General features: G+C 35.5%; 21 protein-coding genes. 4 read left to right on the forward strand and 17 right to left on the reverse strand.

What is annotated here, in order from left to right; translation table 11 throughout:
• The first annotated feature begins 61 nt into the window (after positions 1-61).
• The 4 genes from ACFEMA_RS04035 (at position 62) to ACFEMA_RS04050 (ending at position 3,000) form a co-directional block, all read left to right on the forward strand.
• Complete coding sequence (locus tag ACFEMA_RS04035; protein ID WP_411766723.1) at positions 62-955, forward strand: NifU family protein; 894 nt, start codon at positions 62-64, stop codon at positions 953-955.
• 118 nt (positions 956-1,073) lie between these two features.
• Positions 1,074-1,754 carry a hypothetical protein gene (locus tag ACFEMA_RS04040; protein ID WP_411766725.1) on the forward strand — a complete coding sequence of 227 codons (681 nt, stop codon included), beginning with the start codon at positions 1,074-1,076 and terminating at the stop codon, positions 1,752-1,754.
• A 135-nt stretch (positions 1,755-1,889) separates the two neighbouring features.
• Positions 1,890-2,090, forward strand: a complete 201-nt coding sequence (locus ACFEMA_RS04045; protein ID WP_411766727.1) for a dodecin family protein — start codon at positions 1,890-1,892, stop codon at positions 2,088-2,090.
• Between the two features lie 97 nt (positions 2,091-2,187).
• A complete protein-coding gene (locus ACFEMA_RS04050; RefSeq protein WP_411766728.1) occupies positions 2,188-3,000 on the forward strand; it encodes a mechanosensitive ion channel family protein in 813 nt (270 codons plus the stop codon).
• Here ACFEMA_RS04050 and tsaB read toward each other — a convergent pair.
• The 17 genes from tsaB to ACFEMA_RS04135 all read right to left on the reverse strand — a co-directional run bounded on the left by tsaB (position 2,997) and on the right by ACFEMA_RS04135 (position 19,288).
• Entirely contained in the window at positions 2,997-3,668 is a 672-nt protein-coding gene (gene tsaB / locus ACFEMA_RS04055) for a tRNA (adenosine(37)-N6)-threonylcarbamoyltransferase complex dimerization subunit type 1 TsaB (RefSeq protein WP_411766729.1), read from the reverse strand. The two genes, ACFEMA_RS04050 and tsaB, sit on opposite strands and share 4 nt — an antisense overlap.
• Positions 3,668-4,975 carry an efflux RND transporter periplasmic adaptor subunit gene (locus ACFEMA_RS04060; protein WP_411766730.1) on the reverse strand — a complete coding sequence of 436 codons (1,308 nt, stop codon included), beginning with the start codon at positions 4,973-4,975 and terminating at the stop codon, positions 3,668-3,670. Before ACFEMA_RS04060 ends, tsaB begins: the two co-directional genes overlap by 1 nt.
• A gap of 2 nt (positions 4,976-4,977) precedes the next feature.
• Entirely contained in the window at positions 4,978-6,297 is a 1,320-nt protein-coding gene (locus ACFEMA_RS04065) for a TolC family protein (RefSeq protein ID WP_411766731.1), read from the reverse strand.
• A gap of 50 nt (positions 6,298-6,347) precedes the next feature.
• Positions 6,348-7,511 (reverse strand): efflux RND transporter periplasmic adaptor subunit, encoded by a 1,164-nt coding sequence (locus tag ACFEMA_RS04070; protein WP_411766732.1) that lies wholly within the window; start codon positions 7,509-7,511, stop codon positions 6,348-6,350.
• A gap of 44 nt (positions 7,512-7,555) precedes the next feature.
• Positions 7,556-8,815 carry an ABC transporter permease gene (locus ACFEMA_RS04075; protein WP_411766733.1) on the reverse strand — a complete coding sequence of 420 codons (1,260 nt, stop codon included), beginning with the start codon at positions 8,813-8,815 and terminating at the stop codon, positions 7,556-7,558.
• A gap of 1 nt (position 8,816) precedes the next feature.
• Positions 8,817-10,061 (reverse strand): ABC transporter permease, encoded by a 1,245-nt coding sequence (locus tag ACFEMA_RS04080; RefSeq protein WP_411766734.1) that lies wholly within the window; start codon positions 10,059-10,061, stop codon positions 8,817-8,819.
• Positions 10,054-10,755 carry an ABC transporter ATP-binding protein gene (locus tag ACFEMA_RS04085; protein ID WP_411766735.1) on the reverse strand — a complete coding sequence of 234 codons (702 nt, stop codon included), beginning with the start codon at positions 10,753-10,755 and terminating at the stop codon, positions 10,054-10,056. Before ACFEMA_RS04085 ends, ACFEMA_RS04080 begins: the two co-directional genes overlap by 8 nt.
• 137 nt (positions 10,756-10,892) lie before the next feature.
• Entirely contained in the window at positions 10,893-11,111 is a 219-nt protein-coding gene (locus tag ACFEMA_RS04090) for a hypothetical protein (protein WP_411766736.1), read from the reverse strand.
• Positions 11,112-11,114: 3 nt separating this feature from the next.
• Positions 11,115-11,654, reverse strand: coding sequence for a DUF420 domain-containing protein (locus ACFEMA_RS04095; RefSeq protein ID WP_411766737.1), 540 nt, complete (start codon positions 11,652-11,654; stop codon positions 11,115-11,117).
• Between the two features lie 4 nt (positions 11,655-11,658).
• Positions 11,659-12,423 (reverse strand): SCO family protein, encoded by a 765-nt coding sequence (locus ACFEMA_RS04100; RefSeq protein ID WP_411766738.1) that lies wholly within the window; start codon positions 12,421-12,423, stop codon positions 11,659-11,661.
• Positions 12,416-13,129, reverse strand: a complete 714-nt coding sequence (locus tag ACFEMA_RS04105; protein ID WP_411766739.1) for a hypothetical protein — start codon at positions 13,127-13,129, stop codon at positions 12,416-12,418. The genes ACFEMA_RS04100 and ACFEMA_RS04105 overlap by 8 nt, the downstream gene beginning before the upstream one ends.
• A 67-nt stretch (positions 13,130-13,196) precedes the next feature.
• On the reverse strand, positions 13,197-13,646 hold the full coding sequence (locus ACFEMA_RS04110; protein ID WP_411766740.1) for a cytochrome C oxidase subunit IV family protein: 450 nt from the start codon (positions 13,644-13,646) through the stop codon (positions 13,197-13,199).
• 19 nt (positions 13,647-13,665) lie between these two features.
• The gene (locus tag ACFEMA_RS04115) at positions 13,666-14,667 is read right to left on the reverse strand and encodes a cytochrome c oxidase subunit 3 (protein ID WP_411766741.1); all 1,002 of its coding nucleotides are present in this window, start codon (positions 14,665-14,667) and stop codon (positions 13,666-13,668) included.
• A gap of 38 nt (positions 14,668-14,705) precedes the next feature.
• Entirely contained in the window at positions 14,706-15,296 is a 591-nt protein-coding gene (locus ACFEMA_RS04120) for a heme-copper oxidase subunit III (protein WP_411766742.1), read from the reverse strand.
• Between the two features lie 3 nt (positions 15,297-15,299).
• Positions 15,300-16,157, reverse strand: coding sequence for a heme o synthase (gene cyoE, locus ACFEMA_RS04125; RefSeq protein ID WP_411766813.1), 858 nt, complete (start codon positions 16,155-16,157; stop codon positions 15,300-15,302).
• A gap of 126 nt (positions 16,158-16,283) precedes the next feature.
• Positions 16,284-18,398, reverse strand: coding sequence for a gliding motility protein RemB (locus tag ACFEMA_RS04130; RefSeq protein ID WP_411766743.1), 2,115 nt, complete (start codon positions 18,396-18,398; stop codon positions 16,284-16,286).
• 101 nt (positions 18,399-18,499) lie between these two features.
• The gene (locus tag ACFEMA_RS04135; RefSeq protein ID WP_411766745.1) at positions 18,500-19,288 is read right to left on the reverse strand and encodes an energy transducer TonB; all 789 of its coding nucleotides are present in this window, start codon (positions 19,286-19,288) and stop codon (positions 18,500-18,502) included.
• Positions 19,289-19,430: the final 142 nt, after the last annotated feature.

Consider the following 19,430-nt stretch of genomic DNA (forward strand, 5'->3'; position numbering starts at 1 on the left):
TAACACACCATTATTAACGATTAAAACCGATATTTCATACTTTTGCAGCAAAATTAAAGCTATGGGTATAATAATAATACAAGAAACCTCTAATCCTTCGATTTTAAAATTTGAAGCAGATCGCTTTTTGACCAATCATAATAGTTATGAGTTTAACAATATAGATGATGCTAAAAATTCCCCCTTGGCTCAGCAATTGTTTTATTTACCCTTTGTAAAAAAGGTATATATCGCCTCTAATTTTGTTGCCATTGAACGGTTTAATATTGTGGAGTGGAACGACGTACAGGACGAAGTAGCAGAACAACTATCTAAATATATAGAAAGTGGAGCAACTGTTGTAACTGACGACTCCCAATCGAAAAAGGCTGTTACAGTCTATGCAGAAAGCACCCCAAACCCAGCTGTCTTAAAATTTGTATTTAATAAAGTTATAGTTCCTCAAATTTGTGAATACTCTAATATTGAGGAGGCCAAAGAATCCCCTTTGGCAACAGCTTTATTTCAATTCCCCTTTATAGATAGTGTCTTTTTAGATAAAAACTATGTGTCAATCACCAAATATGATGTTGTTGAATGGGAGGAGATAACACAGACACTGCGTGAATTTCTAAAAGATTATATCGAAAATGGTCGACCTGTACTCTCGGATATTAAGGCAAAGTCCATAAAGGAAGAAAGTCCTAAGACACAACAAAAATTTGAAGATCTAGATGATATTTCGAAACAAATAGTTACTATTCTAGAAGAGCACATAAAACCTGCTGTTGCTAGTGATGGTGGCAATATTGAATTTAAAAGTTTTAATTCTAAAACCAAGAAAGTTGATGTGTTGTTACAAGGAGCATGTAGTGGCTGCCCATCTTCAACATTTACTCTAAAAAACGGAATTGAAAATCTTTTAAAAGACATGCTCCAAGACCAAGAAATTTCAGTAAATGCCATTAACAATTAGTTAACACCTTTTTGAGATTGGTTACTTATATTTGGAAATTCTAAACATTTATATAGTATATTACTATAAACTGGTACAATTTTTGATTAAAACATAACTCACATTTAATAAACAAACTATGAAACTTTTTAACTTACTATTACTCACTGTTTTCGCTTTTGCTACAACAAATATTAATGCACAAGGCCCCACTAGCGTAGATGTTGCAACAGAAAGGCTTTACATGAGTGCAGAAGCGAGTAAAGAAAAGTCAGCACTTGGCTCACCTTACATCAACGAAAAATTTATGCCTGCAACAATTAAACGCTATAAAAACACTATGTTTTTAGCCCGCTTTAATGCTTACAATGGAGAATTACAAGTTGACCTTGGAAACGGAAAAATAATCGCATTAGATGCGAACAAAGACTATGAGCTTATGTTTAAAGCTACCAATAAAATTTATAAATCAGTCTCTTACATATCAGAGGATGGTGTTAACAAAAGAGGTTTTTTAGTTGTTCTAGAAGATCAACCTGATTTTAAGATTTACAAAAAAGAGCATATTGAATATATCGACGCGGTTCCTGCAGCCACATCATACCAAAGAGATAAGCCTGCAAAATTTGAAAGAGAAGATGATATTTATTTAATTGATTTTGAAGGTTCAATTACCTATTTACCAACAAAAAAGAAAGACTTAATCAAAAAATTTCCAAAACAAGCAAAAAAAATAAAGTCTTTTATGAAGGACAATGATTTAAATCCTAAAGAAGAGGAAGAATTAATCCAGATTGTAAATCATATTACAACACTTTAAGTTTTAAATCAAATACATAAAACTCGACTCCTACAAGAGTCGAGTTTTTTGTTCAAAAACATCTCATTAACAATTTATTAACCTAACACTGCTTTTTGTTTCTTATATTTAAGAGAACCCGAAAAAGATATAATTATGTCAGTATTAAAAGTTATAGAGGTCTTAGCCAATTCGGACAAGAGTTGGGAAGACGCAACAAGAAAAGCCGTTAAAGAAGCTTCAAAAAGTGTAAAAAATATAAAATCTGCCTATATCAATGAGCAAAGTGCCGTGGTAAAGGACGGAGGGGTGACTGAGTTTAGAGTAAATGTGAAAATTACTTTTGAGGTTAACTAAAATATATTAAAATCAACTAATCAATATTAAATCTTAATAATTCAATATCTAAATATTTGATATCGGGGTATTAAGATTTTCTTTTAATTTTAAATTTATGGACACACAAAAATGGATTGATGAAGGGTACAATCTTATAGTAGAATTTGGACCTAAGTTAATTGGCGCCATTCTCATATGGATTATCGGAAACTATGCCATAAGACTTATAAAAAAAGGAGCTCTTAAAGCTATGGTTAAAGCCAACTACGATGAAAGCTTAAAAAAGTTTTTACTCAACCTTGTCAATTGGACCTTAAAAATTGTTCTAATTATTGTTGTTCTTGGAACAGTAGGCATTCCTACAGCGTCATTTGCTGCAGTTTTAGCAGCTGCAGGTTTGGCAATAGGCTTAGCTCTACAAGGCTCCCTAGGTAATTTTGCCGGCGGTGTTCTAATTATGATTTTTAAACCTTTTAAAATAGGTGATTTCATCGAAGCACAAGGTGAGTCTGGAACGGTGAAACAAATAGAAATTTTTACTACGAAGTTGACCACCCCAGACAATAAGGAGGTTATAGTACCAAACGGAAGTCTTTCTAATGGAAATATCACCAACTATTCTACAGAAGACAAACGCCGTGTAGATATTACTTTTGGTGTTGGTTACGATTCAGACATAAGGAAAACCAAAGAAATTATCATGTCTGTTATAGATAATCACTCTTTAATACTTAAAGATCCTGCACCAGCAATAAATGTTTCTGAATTAGCAGACAGCTCCATTAATTTCTTTACAAGAGTTTGGGCAAATACACCTGATTATTGGGCTGTAAAATTTGACCTCATGGAACAAACTAAAGAAGCCTTAGATGAAGCAGGAATTGACATTCCATATCCACATCAAGTACATATAAAACAAGACGCTTAAGATTTAGGCTTTATCGCCACAAAATCTTTAAGATAATAAGGCTCAAAATAGGCGACATCTTCCATGTCGCTTTTTTTGTACTTTACATCTGAAATACCACCCATTGTTGAAGCTGAAGGTAAATGACCATCTACGAAAATGGCATTTGGATGACTAATAACTTTCTTTGCTTTTTCAACCGCGCTTCCAATAAAATATACCTTATTTGAACCCAATATTTTATCAAAGCTAGAAGCGTCAAGGATTTCAGCTTTAATATCTCTTTTTATGGTATAATTAGCATCAAAAATTGCGGTATAGGCTTCCATTCGTCTAGCATCCATCATTGGCACTATTAATCCTTTTACATCTGAAACTTGATGAGCTAAAGCTTGAAGTGTTGACACAGAAATAAGTGGCTTACCTAAAGCAAAACAAAGCCCTTTTGCGGCAGAAACTCCAATTCGAAGACCAGTATAAGACCCTGGCCCTTTACTTACAGCAATAGCATCTATTTGGGTTTTATTAAACTTAGAAGAGTCAATAACATCCTCAATAAAAACATGGAGTTTTTCTGCATGGGAATACCCCTTATTATTGTCCTCCTTTAAAACCAAAGTCTCTCCATTTTTAGATAGAGAGACTGAGCAGTTTGTAGAAGATGTTTCTATATTGAGAATTAACCCCATTATTCTGATGAAGCAGCTGCTTTAGGTGAATTCTTTGATTTTATTTCAATCTCGTCACCTGGATTTAATGTTTTAGACACAACATTATAAGGTCCTGTGATAATTTGATCGCCTTCACTTAATCCTGAAATAATTTCAATATTGGTGTCGTCTTGTATACCTGTCTTTACAACTCTAAGTTTAGCCTTACCATTATCGTTAACAAAGACACATTCAAATTTTTGTTCATCTAAGCCGCTAAAATCGGTTGAAGGTGAACCTTCCTCTTTTTGAAATGGCATTTTTGTGCTAGTGGTATCAGATTTAATGACAATAGCACTAATTGGTGCAGCTACGGCATTAGGTCTTCGGTTAGTTATAATGTCAACAGTAGCCGTCATTCCTGGTCTAAACGGAGAATATGTATCTGGCTTGCCTTCTGTCAAATCTTTATAAGAGTCTTCTATAATTCTAACTTTAACTTTAAAGTTGGTTACTTGATCTGCTGCTAAAGTACCTGCTGCAGAATTTGCAATTTCAGTCACTATACCTTTAAATTCTTTCTTTAAATACGCATCAACCTCAACAATTGTGGTATCTCCAATTTGCACCTTTACGATATCATTTTCATTAACATCAACCTCAACCTCCATGTTGTTAAGGTTTGCCACTCTTAAAATCTCAGTACCTGTCATCTGCTGTGTCCCTACCACACGCTCACCTAACTCTACACTCAATAGGGAAATAGTGCCATTCATAGGTGCATAGATTGTTGTTCTGCTCAAATTATCCCTAGCTTCGTTAACTGTTGCTGCAGCACTTTGAACCGAGTAATAAGCAGAGCTTTTAGATGCAACAGCAGTTTCGTAAGTTGCAACAGCCTGATCCCAATCTGCTTTTGATATTACACCTTTCTCAAACAGATTCTTATTTCTGTCGTAATTGGCTTTTGCTTGTCTTAAATTGGCTTCAGCTTGCTCTAAACCTGCTTTTACGTTTTGATAAGACGCCTGACTTCTATTTAAAGCGGATTGAATTAAATCTGGGTTAACCTTTACCAAAAGATCACCTTTTTTAACTTGGTCACCTTCTGCAAATGGCAACTCAATGATTTCTCCCGAGACTTCACTCGAAATCTTTACCTCAACTTCTGGTTGAATTTTTCCTGTTGCCGAAACAGTTTCAATAATCTCTTTTAACTCAACCTGTTGGGTAGTTACTTCTTTAAAGTTACCTTTTTTACCAAATAACTCCATTTTTGAAGCAATAACCAATAGCAATAGAATGGCTACAATAACTCCAATAATAATTTTAGTTTTTTTGCTCATGTTTAAAATTTTAATTCCGTGGCTGGAATACCAAAATACAATTCGAGTACTTTTAGTTTAAATATATAATCGTATTTAGCTCTGTTAGCTTCAATATTAGCATTATCATATCTCAATTTAGACTGGCTAAAGTCAAAGGCATTTGTTAATCCCACATCATAACGCTCCTTTGCATAGGCGTATGCCAATTCTTGAGATTCTAAAGCTGATAAGGCAGCTTCATAAGACTTTAAGGATCCTTTTGCGTCAACATAAGCCTGATATACTGTTGATTCTAAATCCAGTTCTGCCTGTTCTAATTGAAATTTAGTACGCTCAACATTAATTTTATTTCGTTGCACATTGGCCTTTGTAGAAAATCCATTTAAAATCGGAATATTTAAGGATAAACCATAAGCAATACCATCATTAAGATAAATCTGTTCTGAAAATTGAGTAGGATTACTATCCGTATATCTTGTGTCATAACCAAAAAAGGCAGATAACGTTGGTAGATTAGCACCTTGTGCAATTTCTAAATCTTTTTCTGCTAATTCTACATTAGCCTCAGCAATGATTACCTCACTTCGCGATTCTTTTGCTTTTTCTATAATTTCCTCAACTGGCTTTGCAGAAATACCATCATCAACAATATCATAGCCTTCATCCTCTATATCAAAATTTTCATAATCCTTAATCAGCAATAATTGTGCAAGACTAATCAAAGAAATACGGATAGAGTTTTCTGCATTAACAATAGATTGTTGCTCACTAGCGTTGGTTGCTTCAATTTCTAAAAGGTCACCTTGAGGCAAAACTCCTGCGTCAACTAATTCTTTTGTTCTTTCAATTTGCTCTTTGGTTACATTATTCTGAGATTGTAACACCTCTAAGTTCGCTTTGTTTAAAATAACCTGCAAATAACTATTAGCTACAAATAAAGAGATATCGTCTTTCATTTTATCTAAACGATATTGGCTGGCAAGTGTTGAAATTTTAGCACGTTGTACTCTTCTAAAATTTCTTAAACCGTCAAACAATGTATATCCAACATTTATATTACCACTTGCACTTAGAAAAGTTACTGTTTCTGGCTGATTTGTTGTTGGATTAAAACTTAACCCTGTGTTTTCTCTAACGCCTGCACCTGCACTAAATGATGGCAAAAAATTACCAATGGCAGTCATCTTTTCAATATCTGCCGATTCTATATCGAGCTCACTTTGCTTAATGCTGATATTATTTTCGAGGGCGTATTCTACACACTCTCTAAGTGTCCATTTTTTTTGTGCCTGTGCAAAAACTCCAAAGAGAAGTAATGCTATAATGATTGTGTTTTTCATAATTCGCTTATATGTCTATGTAAATCTTGAAGTGTTACAGAAAAATAAAATTAATTTCTTCCGGCGTATTGTGGAGGTCCTTGCAGTTGGTTCCAAACCTTTATTTTATCAGCTTCTGAAACACCGCTTTTCACTTCAACAAAAATGCCATTACTTAGCCCTAACTCAACATCTCGGCGTTCAAATTTCTGGTCACCAACCTCTACCTCTACAAATGGCTTTTTTGTTTTAGGGTCGTATTGTACTAAGGCCTCTTTGATGGCTAAAACATTTTCAACCTTAGCCAAAATAATTGAGGCATTGGCACTTAGGCCTGCTCGTATAAATGTAGAATCGACAGATTTTAGAGAGCCTTCTATTTCGAATTGGATAGCTCCGTTTTCTGCCACTCCTTTTGGAGCTATGTATTCTAGTACAGCATCAAACTTTTGGTTCTCTATAGCTCCGACTGTAATCTCTAAAGGCAAACCTTCTTTAATCTTACCAACTTCACTTTCATCCACTTTACCTTCAAAAATCATTTTTTTGATATCCGCAAGAGATGCAATGGATGTACCTTCGTTAAAATTATTAGCTTCGATAACTTGGTTTCCAGCTTTTACCGGCACATCTAGAACCATCCCCGAAACTGTAGCACGTACTTGTGTTTGTGCAATATCACCCAAACCACTTGTTGTACCGGTTTTAATAATATCGTAATTCTGTCTGCTCTGGGTGACATCAATCCTAGCTTGGTCCACACGTTGCTTCGCTGACAAATAATCATTATTAATTTGATCAAAATCATTGGCAGAAATCACACCTTTATCAAATAATGCTTTTTGACGATCGTAAATAGCCTTTTGAGTTTTAAAATTGATTTCAGCTGTTTCTAAGGCTGTATTAGAAGATGAAATATTGTTTTTTGCGCTTGTTAATGAGGATATATTTGGAATGACCCTAATTTTAGCTATAAGGTCGCCTGATTCCACATATTCACCTGCCTCAATAAAGACTTCTTCAATGACACCCGAAATGTTTGGTTTGATTAAAATCTCTTCTTCTGGCACAATACTCCCTGTTGCCACCGTATTGAGGACAATGGTCTGTGTGGTAGGTTGCTCAGTAGTATATGTTACTGGGTCTTCTTGGTTTTTTTGCCATAAATAATATAGAGCAACTGTAAAAGTTAAAACTATAAGTATTAGAATAATGATGGTTCTTGTTCTTTTCATTAGATATGCATTAAATTTTGGGTCAGTTATATAATTTTTTAATGTTATTCGATTCGAAGTGCATCTACAGGTTTCATTTTTGTTGCACTATTAGCGGGAATTAACCCTGCCAAAAGACCGGCAACGGTAAGAATTATGAGTGCCGTAAAAACAACCTGCATTCCCACACTAGGGTTTGCGAAGTTCTCTACTGGGCCATTTAAATCCAATACATAATTCATCAACCAAATGACTCCACCTGCGAATGAGATACCTACCATTCCTGAAAGGATAGTAAGGATTAAACTTTCTTGAAGAATTTGAGATTTTATAGTCCAAGGTGTAGCACCGAGTGCTCTTCTTACACCAATTTCTTTTGTGCGTTCCTTAACCACTATGAGCATAATGTTACTAATACCAATAATACCAGACATTAAGACTAAGGCACCAACAAAATAGCCCACAATCGTTAAAATATTGAAGAGACCATTTACTCTTTCAAACTGTTCTGAAATATCTCTGTGGCCAATAGCCCTATCATCAGCGGGATGTATTTTGTGCCTTGTTTTCATTACATCGAACACTTTTTCTTTAACCTCAGTAATACTGTGTCCCTCTTTAGCTGTAATAGCAAAATAGCCTACATTTTCTCCTTGATTAAAAGCTTGTCCAAATGTTGAAAACGGTATGTAAACAGTATTAGCGTCTTGTTCTGCATCTCCATTAGAACTCGGCATTTTAAAAGTCCCGACAACCTTAAAATTAACACCGTTGATTTGTATATAGGATCCCATGACTTCCTCGCCTTTATCGTACAAACCAGTGACGACATCTGGACCAATGACACAAATTTTTCGTTTTTCTTCTATGTCTGAATAGTTTAAAAATCGCCCCTCAAGGATATCCATAGGCTGCTGCTTAATGTAGGTTGGATAATCTCCATAGACTCTAAACGCTCCAACTTTAGTACCTCTTACCACATTATTAGCCCCATTATAACCACCTAAAGAATTACGTGGAGACACATAAAGTAGTTCAGGGATTTCATTTTCTAATGCTTCTACATCCTGAACTTTGTATCTAAATCGTCTCGATTTTGGCAACCCTTTATAAGGCATGGATGTTCTCTGTGCCCACATAAACATAGAGTTAGTTGCAAAATCTCCAAACTCTGCAGTTACACCTGATCTGAGTCCATTGGTCATAGCCAAGAGCAACACAAGGATTGTAATACCCCAAAATACACCAAATGCTGTAAGAAACGTTCTTACTTTATTGGCGTTTAAGGCTTCTATAATTTCTGACCAACGATCTTTATTAAACATATTACTCGTCTCTTAAAGCTATTATGGGTTTAATTTTTGCGGCTCTGTAGGCAGGAATAAACCCTGCAGCTGCACCAGCAATCACCAAAATAAAAACTGTTGTTATCGCCGTTGTAAAATCAACTTGTGGAAATTTTATAAACGGGCTGTCTATCTGCGGCCCAACTAATTCTAAAACTCCCAAGCCAGCAACGAGACCAAATAATCCAGAAAACATGGTTACGAAAATAGCTTCTTGAAGAATCATACCAACAATAGACATTGGTACCGCACCTAAAGCTTTTCGGATGCCAATTTCTTTCGTTCGTTCTTTAACAATAATGATCATAATGTTACCAACACCAACAATACCGGCAATGATGGTGCCTATACCAATAAACCAAAACACAGCTTTAATGGTGTCCACCAAAGAATAAATTTTTTGAGCTTCTTCTAACGTGTTATCAACTCTAACAGCAGCCAAATCATTAGGTGCGATAATATGTTTTTCCTTAATGTCTGCTTCAATAGATTGAGATAAGTTTTTTGACAACTCCACAGCTTCATCAAAATTCTTGGACATTTTAACTGTAAATGCCATGTCCCTTATTCTATCGCCAGCATTAAAAGACGTCTGTACAGTTGTTAAGGGGAGAAAAACGCTTCCTTCTTCACGTTCTCCACCTGGGTCGTAATACACCCCAACGACTTTAAAGTTGATGCCAAAAACTGCAATATCTTTACCAATAGGGTCTTCGTCCTTAAATAAATCTAATTTTACTTTTGGACCAATAACAGCTACTTTTTTACTTTCATTAACATCAGATTGGTTGATGTATCTTCCAGTTCCTATGTCAGAGTTTTCTATAAACTGATTATCTGGCAAAACGCCTTGTACCCTATAGTTTCCTGTCTGATTTTTATAAACCACTTGACCTCCCCAAACACTATAGCCCGCCGAACGGTACTCTAATTGGTCGTCATATTTTCCTGTGACAGAGGTAAAGTCTTCATCTTTAAGATTGATGTTCCTTCCTGGATTAAGCCCTTTATAACCTTTGGTTGTACGACGTGTACGTACATAGATTTTATTTGTAGCATCCTGTTGAAATTCTGATGTGACACCATTTTCAATCCCTGAGCTAAACCCTAATAAAATAACTAGTATAAAAATACCTGAAGCAACAGATAGTCCTGTTAAAAACGTTCTCAGTTTATTTTTACTGAGAGTCTCAAATATTTCTTGCCAACGCTCTATATTAAACATGCTGCTTGGCTCTAACTTGTTCTACAAAGCTATCATCGATAATCACCCCATCCTTTAAGTTTACAATACGCTTGGTCATGTGGGCAATATCATCTTCATGAGTTACAACCAGTATGGTTTTACCTTCATCATTAATACCTTGGATCAATTCCATAACCTCATAAGACGTAGTCGTATCCAAAGCCCCAGTTGGTTCATCAGCTAACAAAACCTTTGGCTCACTTGCCAACGCTCTAGCAATTGCCACACGTTGCTTCTGCCCCCCAGATAATTCACTTGGTAAATGGTGTGACCAAGGGCCAAGTCCAACTTTTTCAAGATAGTGTTCTGCTTTTTCTGTACGTTCTTTTCGTGGTATGCCTTTGTAGAATAAAGGTAATGCCACATTATCTACAGCAGATTTGTAATTGATAAGATTAAAGGACTGAAAAATAAATCCTAAAAATTCATTTCTGTATTTAGCAGCAACTTTTTCATTCAGATTCTTGATTGGCACATTATCCAAAGTATAACTGCCTTCATCTGCCTCGTCTAACATCCCTAAAATATTAAGTAATGTTGACTTTCCAGAACCTGATGATCCCATGATTGAGACCAATTCTCCTTCCTTAACATTAAAATTTATTCCCTTTAAAACATGTAGGGAATTGCTACCCATATGGTAGGATTTATGTAGATCTTTTATTTCAATCATAATGTAGGATGGTTAACGAGTGCAATTTTACACAAAACTTTAAGTTTATTGTGCCAATAAATTGTTAAGAAAACAAGACTTGAACTCTTCATTTAGACTGAAAATCAGAGAACTTGTTACATTAAAAGAAGAAAATATTAATTTTTGAATTTTCTATAAATGGCATAGCCAATACCTGCCACAACCAAATAAGGGATGGCCATAAGATAGACAATGCCATTATTAACACCTTCAGCAGTTGATTGCCCTTCTTCACTTTCTAAAACAGCACGGCACATAGCACATTGCGCCTCAACTTCTGAACTTATAAAAAGTAGAGCTATAAAAATTGATGCTATGACAATCTGTTTTTTCAAGCTTTATGAGTAATAAGGTGATATCATAATATACACAATCACTCCCGTAACTGCAACATAAAGCCATAACGGAAAAGTAATCTTCGCTATTTTTTTATGGCGTACAAAATCATTTGTAATTGCTCTCACATAGGTTATCAAAACAAAAGGAATGACAATAATGGACAAGAGTATGTGAGAAATTAAAATAGCGTAGTACACATATTTTAAAGGTCCTTCACCCCCATAAGTTGTAGAATCACTGGTCATATGATATGCCACATACATCACTAAGAATGATACGGATAATGCAATAGCTATTTTAATCAAACGCTCATGCAATTGCCTATTCCCTTTTTTTATAGCCCGTAATGCCATGACTAAAATAATAGCAGTTATACCATTGATAATAGCATAGATTGGTGGCAAAAATGATAACGGCTCAACTGTAATTCCGAAATCCTGAAGTTTTAATTGCGAAAGAATAGCCACAACAACTGGAATGACAATTGAAAGAATAACAATCCAGATATTGTATTTTTTAGAAGCTTGACTTGTACTCATGTGGTTATTCTTTTAATAGTTTAGCAATGTCTTCTTTTAAAATTGAAATTTCTTCAGGGATACCTTCATCATCGACTCCTTCTTCTTCAGAAACAATTCCATTGTAATAAATCAACGGACTGCCTGAAGATGTCACTCTTGAGCGTATAAACCCTTCTTTATCAATCAAAGCAAAGTTGCCAGAATGTTCAAATCCTCCTTCAACCTCTTCGTCTTTGGCTGTGTAGAGATAGAACCCTTCATTAGCCAATTTATAGATCGTTTCCCTGTCACCTGTCATTAGATGCCAATGAGGATTTGTAACCCCATAGTTCTCCGCATAGGTCTTTAAGACTTCTGGCGTGTCGGTTTCTGGGTTTATGGTAAAAGATGCTATTCCGAAATCATCTGCATCCTTAAAGTGATTTTGAATATCAATCATATTTCTATTCATCCTCGGGCAAATGGTTGGGCACGTGGTGAAAAAGAATTCCACTAAATATACCTTTCCCAAATAGTCTTCGTCAGTAACAGTATTTCCATTTTGATCTGTAAAGCTAAAGCTTGGTACTTTTTTTCGTTCACCAGCTGCATTAGTAATATAAACCAAATCCGAGTCTTTTGACGACTCCATAAACTCAGAATTTGTGGTTACGTCTTCGCTTCTGATATCCTCTCGTATAATATCCTTATTACTGATGCGGTCAATTATTTTTGGAATGAAAATAATACCAAACACCAAAATAATGAAGGCAATACCGATATAGGAATAGTTTGCTTTTTTACTCATCGTTATCTTTTAAATCTTGAGCCCGTCTCGATGTAGAATCAAAATTACCTTTGCGCTTCTGGCGGTATTCGGTAAAAAGTATCCTAACATCTTCGCTCATTTTATTTTTTATTACTGCAACCTCAATACAATCGTACGAAAATAATTGGGTCAACGGTTTGTTTGCTTCAATTTCCTTTGCTTCCCTAGCATCTAAACGACCACGCTGATATACATCCTTGTCGATGATAAACACATGGTCAGTTGACATAAAATCATCTAGAGATTCTTGAGTTTTTAAGCTTTTAAAAAGGTCTTCAATCTGGGCTTCCGTTCCATAAGCATAATGCCAAAATCTTAAATCTTCATAAGTATTTATCTCCTTTTTAAGTGCTTCTACTTGGTCTTCTGTTCCTTGTTGAACAACAGCAACAATCTGAAAGGTTTTAAAGCCTTTAAACTTATCGTAAACCAATTCCTTTAAGTTTGATGCTGCAATTGCTTTATCTAAAGGTTGACTTCCTAAAAAAGCCAAAACTGTAATGTGGTCTTTAAATTGAATTTGTTCCCCTTCAACTATAAAACCATCCATTTCCGCTACATTTTTATTAACCACATCCAATGGAATATAGTTGTGCTTCGCAGGATATAACATTAACAAAAAGGCAACCGGCAGGAAGAATAAAATACTTAAAACGACATTGCGTTTGAGGTTGCTCTTTTTCATGCTGCAAAAATAAAAAAGGCGGTTCAAAAAAACCACCTTTTACTATCATTTAACGCTAAATTGACGTTTAAAAATCTCTTTTAATTAAAGGGTCTCCCTGAAAGTAAACATCAAACACATAGCCACCTTCTTGTAATAGAATAAAAATAAGGTAGCAAATTAAGAAAACTGCCGTCCAAACCACCATGCGCCTTAAGCTCGATGTTTCATCGCGCATGTGCATAAAGTCCCATGTAATATAATAGGCCTTTACTATCGTCAATACAATGAAGATAAGGTTTAAGGACTTCATGTATATGATTGGTGATAAAAAGATGTTGGCTAAGGTTGCTATAAACCCACCTTCAAAAGGTGTCTCAATTAATGGGGTCATTAAACTAGCAGGCTTGTAGATACCCAAAACAACCTCTACAGCTGTAACTATAGATAATAAAACCAAAACACCCCAAATTTTTTGAATGTTAGATTTAAATTTTAAGCGCCCTCTAAATATTGCTAAATTATGTGCGTGTGCCATGTTCGTTTCTAAAAATATTTTAAACTAAATAGAAGAATGTAAATACAAATACCCAAACTAAATCTACGAAGTGCCAGTACAATCCTACCTTTTCAACCATTTCATAACTACCCCTTCTTTCATAAGTACCTAAAATGACATTGAAAAATATAATGATATTGATCACTACCCCAGAGAAAACGTGAAATCCGTGGAACCCTGTAATGAAAAAGAAAAAGTCTGCAAATAAGGAAGTCCCATATTCGTTCACCTGAAGATTTGCACCTTCTACTACTAATTTTCCGTTATTTTGAATCTGACTTAATGATTCTTCCCTGGTTAAAACTGTTTTTTCACCTTCTTCATTTATCAGTTGTGTTCTAACTAAAACATCTTCATTAGCAGCTAAGCCTGCATATACGTCATTAACTGTGTAAGTTGGCAAAGTGCCTTCATCCTGATACCATAACCCGTTGCTTCTTTCGTGCTGTATTCTACTACTTTCCGACGCGGTTACAAAGTCTGCTAAAGCGACGCGCTTAAACACTTGTTCACCGTCCTTTTCTACATACTCACCAAACTGTAAAATATTTCCACCTTTGGTTTGCACAGCTCCGTAATCACCTTTAATGAATGTTGCCCATTCCCATGCTTGTGAGCCAACGAAAATGGCACCACCAATAATAGTTAGGAACATATAAAGCGTTACTTTTTTCTTATTCATGTGATGCCCTGCATCTACAGCTAATACCATCGTCACGGATGACATAATCAGTATAAACGTCATAAATGCCACATAAATCATCGGTAACTCCTGACCGTGTAAAAACGGAACGTGCGTAAATACTTCGTCCGCAATTGGCCATGAATCGATAAATTTAAATCTTGAAAATCCATAGGCTGCCAAAAACCCTGAGAAGGTCAGTGCATCAGAGACAATAAAAAACCACATCATTAGTTTCCCATAACTTGCTCCTAAAGGCCTCTTTCCGCCTCCCCAAGTATTGTCTTCTGTACCAGTAGTTGCTACTGTTGTATCCATAAAAATTATTTAGAATTCTAAGATTGCCACAAAAATAATCAAATTATATATCTAAAAAAATATAAAAACAAAAAGAGATAAACCCAAAGCAGGTCTACAAAATGCCAAAAATTGGAAGCCAGTTCAAAGCCCAACATTTTTGAGGAGTTGTACTTCTGTTTAAAATGATTATAAATTACGACAATTAAACATATCAGTCCAACAACCACGTGGGCTATATGCACGGCAGCGATCAAAAACACGTAAGACATGGTAATATTACTTGTTGGTCCCGTGAAGTTATAACCATCTGCAATAATCTGATTAAAGCCTTGAAGTTGGTAAAAAATAAAAATCACACCCAACACAAACGTCACCAATAACCATGTTGTTACCTGTGACCGTTGATTATTTTTTAAGGCGCGTTTAGCCAAAATTAAAGTGATACTACTTACTATAATAATAGCAAGGCTTATAAAAAAAGCTTCAGGTAGTTGAAAATCGGTCAACCAATCTTCGCGTTTACTACTGACAATAAATGCACTTGTCCATGCAGCAAAAGACATTATTAAAGAGCCAATACCAAACCAAAGCATCATCTTTTTAGACCGTGCCTTCTTCTCTTCTGGAGTTCCTTCTGTTAAATCCATATATTATCTTATAAATTTATCTGCAACATAAATAATCTGCAACATTGTAATGTAAAACACACTCGACAACATCAACTGTTTTGCTGCTTTTGATGTTTTAAGCTGGAATAATCGTAGTGCATAATAAAGCATTACCATACCTAATAAAAAGACGAGTATTGCTCCGACAATAGACAATTTCAATTCTCCCGTAAATCCAAATACTGGAATTATGGATGCAATGACCGTCCAAACTGTGTACATTATAATTTGTACAGCAGTGCCTTTATCTCGCTTTCCTGTTGGCAACATAAAAAAGCCACCCTTTTTATAATCTTCAAACAAAAACCAGCCTATTGCCCAAAAATGTGGGAATTGCCAAAAAAACTGAATGGCAAACAAAGTGCCGGGTTCAATACCAAAATCATTACGTGCAGCAACCCAACCCAGCATAAAGGGAATTGCACCAGGAATAGCTCCCACAAAAACAGACAATGGAGTTCTTGTTTTTAAAGGCGTGTACACACTGGTGTATAGAAAAATAGAAATCGCTCCATACATGGCTGTTCTGGGGTTGATAATGTAAAGTGCAATCACCCCCAATAAGGTAAACGTTACCGCAATGGCAAATGCTGTATTTACAGACATTCTGCCTGCTGGTATCGGTCTGTTTTTAGTACGATCCATTAGAGCATCTAAATCGCGCTCAATGATCTGGTTATACGCATTTGATGCTCCAACCATAAAATAGCCACCAAAGCACAACAAGATTAAAGTTGTAAAATCAATGGTCTGTGCACCCAATAAATACCCTGCAACTGAAGAAAAAACCACACTAATGGACAATCCCATCTTTGTAATTTCCTTAAAATCCGTAGCCATATTAGCTATTGAAAATGATGACTTTGCAGTACTCAATGCTATTTGTTTTAGCGCTCGTATAAGCGAGTGCAAAGATAGTTTGAAATTTAGTTTTGACCAATGGAAATAATAACTTAATTAAATGGTCTAAAAATCGTAATACCAGTTAAACAAATCCGTACGTAAACCAATAGAAAACCACACTGTATTGCTACGCTTTGTGATATTAGTTTCAACTGTTGGGTCGAAATTACGGTAGCTGATGTTTGTAAATAACTTAAGGTTGGTTACCGGATTTAAAATATACCCTGCTTGCAATTCAGTATGAAAAACAGATGTTTTATTCCCTTGACCGATTTCTATACCTGTATCGCTTGGCCGGTTATCCTCATCACTAAATACCGTTCCTCCATAGTCAAAAGGGTTATCAGCAGAATCAAAATCAAAGCCTCTTGTTCCAAAAATAAACTTGGCATCAGCAAACCATCTTTGATAATTGTATCTGCCAATAAGTACTAATTCCCTAAAATTTGCTCCCCATAAATGTGCCATGGACTGGTTGTTATGGGCATAATTTAAAACGATGCTGTTATGAGAATATACATAAGGACGTACTTGGTTGTATTCTGCTTGGAGTAATAAACCATCAACTTTAAAAGCATTATAGTATTTAGCTCCTAACTGAAACCCAAACTTATTCTTATAACTCTTGTCTCCATCTCTAACATCGGACAAAGAGAATTCATCCAAAATAAATTGTCCGTAGAGGTTCACCTTATTATTCAATTTATACTTTGCTGAAGCCCCGAGCAAGGCATTGCCGGCATCCTGACCAGTTTCAAACTCCACCGCCCTGAAGAAAATCAATGGATTTAAATAGTTAACATCAAATCCACGGTCGTTGGCATTGTTCCAAATCACAGATTCAAACAGTCCGATATTTAAACGTTTAGACACATTAAAACTCAAATAATGGTTGGCCATATACTTGGTTAAAAACGCACCGTCTTGGACAACTTCATCGCGTACATCTTTTAACCACATCCACGTACTCGTGTATTTTACTTTCCAGAATTTAAAATTGGTTTTTAAAAAGGGATATGGACTGGTCACATCACTTTGAAATAAAGAACGATAACCATCGCCAATAAAGTTTTTACCATGCCCAAATTGCATATTTACAAAATCAGCAGGTGTGTATGATAAATAACCTTCGGCAACAGGGTAATCATAGCTGTTGGATTTAAAGCCTTTACCAATACCACGTCCAGGAATTATCGCTGGGTCTGGCCCAAACGCTTTGATGCTTTCTGCATACTCATTAAAATACTGCGCAAATCGCCCTTGACTTTCATAAATGGATGCCGAAAAACTCAAGCGTTTTCCAAGTCCTCCTTGAACAAAAATCCCTCTTGTATTATTGTATGTTGAACTAAAATCAGCTTCTGTATCTTTCCCGACTTGTAAATCAAACACAGGATCTATAGTAAACCAATAATCCTTGCCTTGTAGCTCCACTAAATGCTCGTTCCAAAGTTTACGTCCTGCCCAAGAGGACACATCCTTTGCTAAACTTTCTTTTTCAGCCTTAAAATCGTAATAATTAGCCACCTCGGAATAGATGAAAGGCTTAGCCGCAGTATGGCTGTTAGTGCCAATGACGTTCATGTTCTGGTCAAACCGCGCGTAATACGTATGGGTAAACGGGATATTAAGCTCGCTACTGTATTCCTTCTTTTCGTAAGGCACTAAAGACGCATTGATGCTGTCAATCTCATTCGATAATACAGCATTGAGATTGTCCTTAGTGACTGCTTTAGCCTCTTCTTTATCTTGAATGGTTTCACTTCCCATCACAGGAGTGACTAAAGGAATTTTTATTTGAGTGGTGTACTGCGCAAAGGTTGGCTGACCATTATATGTTGCTGGTTGAATTTTAGGTAGACTATCAAAAACACGTTGGGTTTCTGTCTTCAGTTCTTCATAAATAGCATCTGCATAAATGAGTTGAAATTGCCCCTCTTTATCAACCTCAAATAATAATTTTATTTCACCTGTATAAGATTCTTCATCAACAATATCTGGCACTTTAAAATTTTCATAAACAAAGGAATTAAAGTGAAATTGAAAGCAATTTTTAAGATTAGAAATTGGTTGTGATTGACAGTCTTCAAACACAGGAGGTTTTTCGTAAGTTATGGGAGTTTGTGCCTTCAAAGACATTGCAAAGACAACACATAACACAACTAGAAGATTCTTCATACGGATCTGAGCCTTTAAAGTGTTGAAAGATACTATTTTTTAAAACCTAAAAAAACCGTTACCAAAAGATAACGGTTTACTGATCGTTTATGATGATGACCTTAGTCTCTCACTTGAAACTTAATCGGTAAGGTATAAATCACATTTACCGGTTTAGCTTGCTGCATACCTGGTTTCATCTGAGGAATTTTATTAATTACACGTTCGGCTTCCTCTTCTAATTTAGGATGGGGTGCTCTCGTTTTAATTCCTGTAACAAATCCTTCTTTGTTTACAATAAACTGCACATCTATTTTTTGCACTCCTGTTAAGCCATACTTACTGGCAATATTAGTGTCGAATTTTCTTTGCACTATTTTGTTAATCTTTTTAGACATGCAATCTCTGCGATCTTTATTATCAGTGTACTTTTCACAGCCAGGAAAAACAGGGACATGTTGTACAAAGATGAAAGGAACGTCATCGGGAACGTTCACTTTAACTGGATCTTCGATCTTTCCAGGATCTAAGGGAGGATCAAAGTTGGGTTCTTCTGATGTGATGAGCTTTTTAAAGATTTCATCATGTTCGTTTGGAACTTCTTTGATAATATCAGTTACTTTTTGTGCCCTTTCTTTAGGTTCTTGCTTTTCTACCACTCTCTCAATTTTAAAATCATGAAAGGGAATAGTGATGTCTTCTACCTCAGCAATGTCTGTATCCATTTCTGAAATGTACTTGGTTTCAAATTGCATCTCGAATAATGCGAAAGTACCGAGCAAGCACAAAATCAATCCGACTTGAAAATAAAGCCCTGAGTTTTTTTGTAAATTTACATCGTGCTTTTGTGGTTTCTTTACTTCAGTAGCGCTCTGACCAGCGTTTCTGAAGAATTTTTTTAAATTTTTCATAATACGTTAAATTAAAATGTTAATATTATGATAAAATCACAATAAGCATACCAAAACGAAAATCCCGTCCAATTAATTTTGAACGGGATTTTTAATGTAGGTTCCGATGTCACGGGAATGAAGTCCCCTAATAAAAAAACCC

The sequence above is a fragment of the Winogradskyella sp. A3E31 genome (assembly GCF_046720935.1).
GTDB lineage: Bacteria > Bacteroidota > Bacteroidia > Flavobacteriales > Flavobacteriaceae > Winogradskyella.

Coding starts and splice junctions, on each gene's coding strand:
- ACFEMA_RS04110 (WP_411766740.1), bottom strand. CDS start 13,646: ATGGCACACGCACATAATTTAGCAATATTTAGAGGGCGCTTAAAATTT.
- ACFEMA_RS04070 (WP_411766732.1), bottom strand. CDS start 7,511: ATGAAAAGAACAAGAACCATCATTATTCTAATACTTATAGTTTTAACT.
- cyoE (WP_411766813.1), bottom strand. CDS start 16,157: ATGGCTACGGATTTTAAGGAAATTACAAAGATGGGATTGTCCATTAGT.
- ACFEMA_RS04085 (WP_411766735.1), bottom strand. CDS start 10,755: ATGATTGAAATAAAAGATCTACATAAATCCTACCATATGGGTAGCAAT.
- ACFEMA_RS04100 (WP_411766738.1), bottom strand. CDS start 12,423: ATGAGTAAAAAAGCAAACTATTCCTATATCGGTATTGCCTTCATTATT.
- ACFEMA_RS04040 (WP_411766725.1), top strand. CDS start 1,074: ATGAAACTTTTTAACTTACTATTACTCACTGTTTTCGCTTTTGCTACA.
- tsaB (WP_411766729.1), bottom strand. CDS start 3,668: ATGGGGTTAATTCTCAATATAGAAACATCTTCTACAAACTGCTCAGTC.
- ACFEMA_RS04080 (WP_411766734.1), bottom strand. CDS start 10,061: ATGTTTAATATAGAGCGTTGGCAAGAAATATTTGAGACTCTCAGTAAA.
- ACFEMA_RS04120 (WP_411766742.1), bottom strand. CDS start 15,296: ATGGATTTAACAGAAGGAACTCCAGAAGAGAAGAAGGCACGGTCTAAA.
- ACFEMA_RS04060 (WP_411766730.1), bottom strand. CDS start 4,975: ATGAGCAAAAAAACTAAAATTATTATTGGAGTTATTGTAGCCATTCTA.
- ACFEMA_RS04135 (WP_411766745.1), bottom strand. CDS start 19,288: ATGAAAAATTTAAAAAAATTCTTCAGAAACGCTGGTCAGAGCGCTACT.
- ACFEMA_RS04130 (WP_411766743.1), bottom strand. CDS start 18,398: ATGAAGAATCTTCTAGTTGTGTTATGTGTTGTCTTTGCAATGTCTTTG.
- ACFEMA_RS04095 (WP_411766737.1), bottom strand. CDS start 11,654: ATGAGTACAAGTCAAGCTTCTAAAAAATACAATATCTGGATTGTTATT.
- ACFEMA_RS04045 (WP_411766727.1), top strand. CDS start 1,890: ATGTCAGTATTAAAAGTTATAGAGGTCTTAGCCAATTCGGACAAGAGT.
- ACFEMA_RS04075 (WP_411766733.1), bottom strand. CDS start 8,815: ATGTTTAATAAAGATCGTTGGTCAGAAATTATAGAAGCCTTAAACGCC.
- ACFEMA_RS04050 (WP_411766728.1), top strand. CDS start 2,188: ATGGACACACAAAAATGGATTGATGAAGGGTACAATCTTATAGTAGAA.
- ACFEMA_RS04105 (WP_411766739.1), bottom strand. CDS start 13,129: ATGAAAAAGAGCAACCTCAAACGCAATGTCGTTTTAAGTATTTTATTC.
- ACFEMA_RS04035 (WP_411766723.1), top strand. CDS start 62: ATGGGTATAATAATAATACAAGAAACCTCTAATCCTTCGATTTTAAAA.
- ACFEMA_RS04115 (WP_411766741.1), bottom strand. CDS start 14,667: ATGGATACAACAGTAGCAACTACTGGTACAGAAGACAATACTTGGGGA.
- ACFEMA_RS04065 (WP_411766731.1), bottom strand. CDS start 6,297: ATGAAAAACACAATCATTATAGCATTACTTCTCTTTGGAGTTTTTGCA.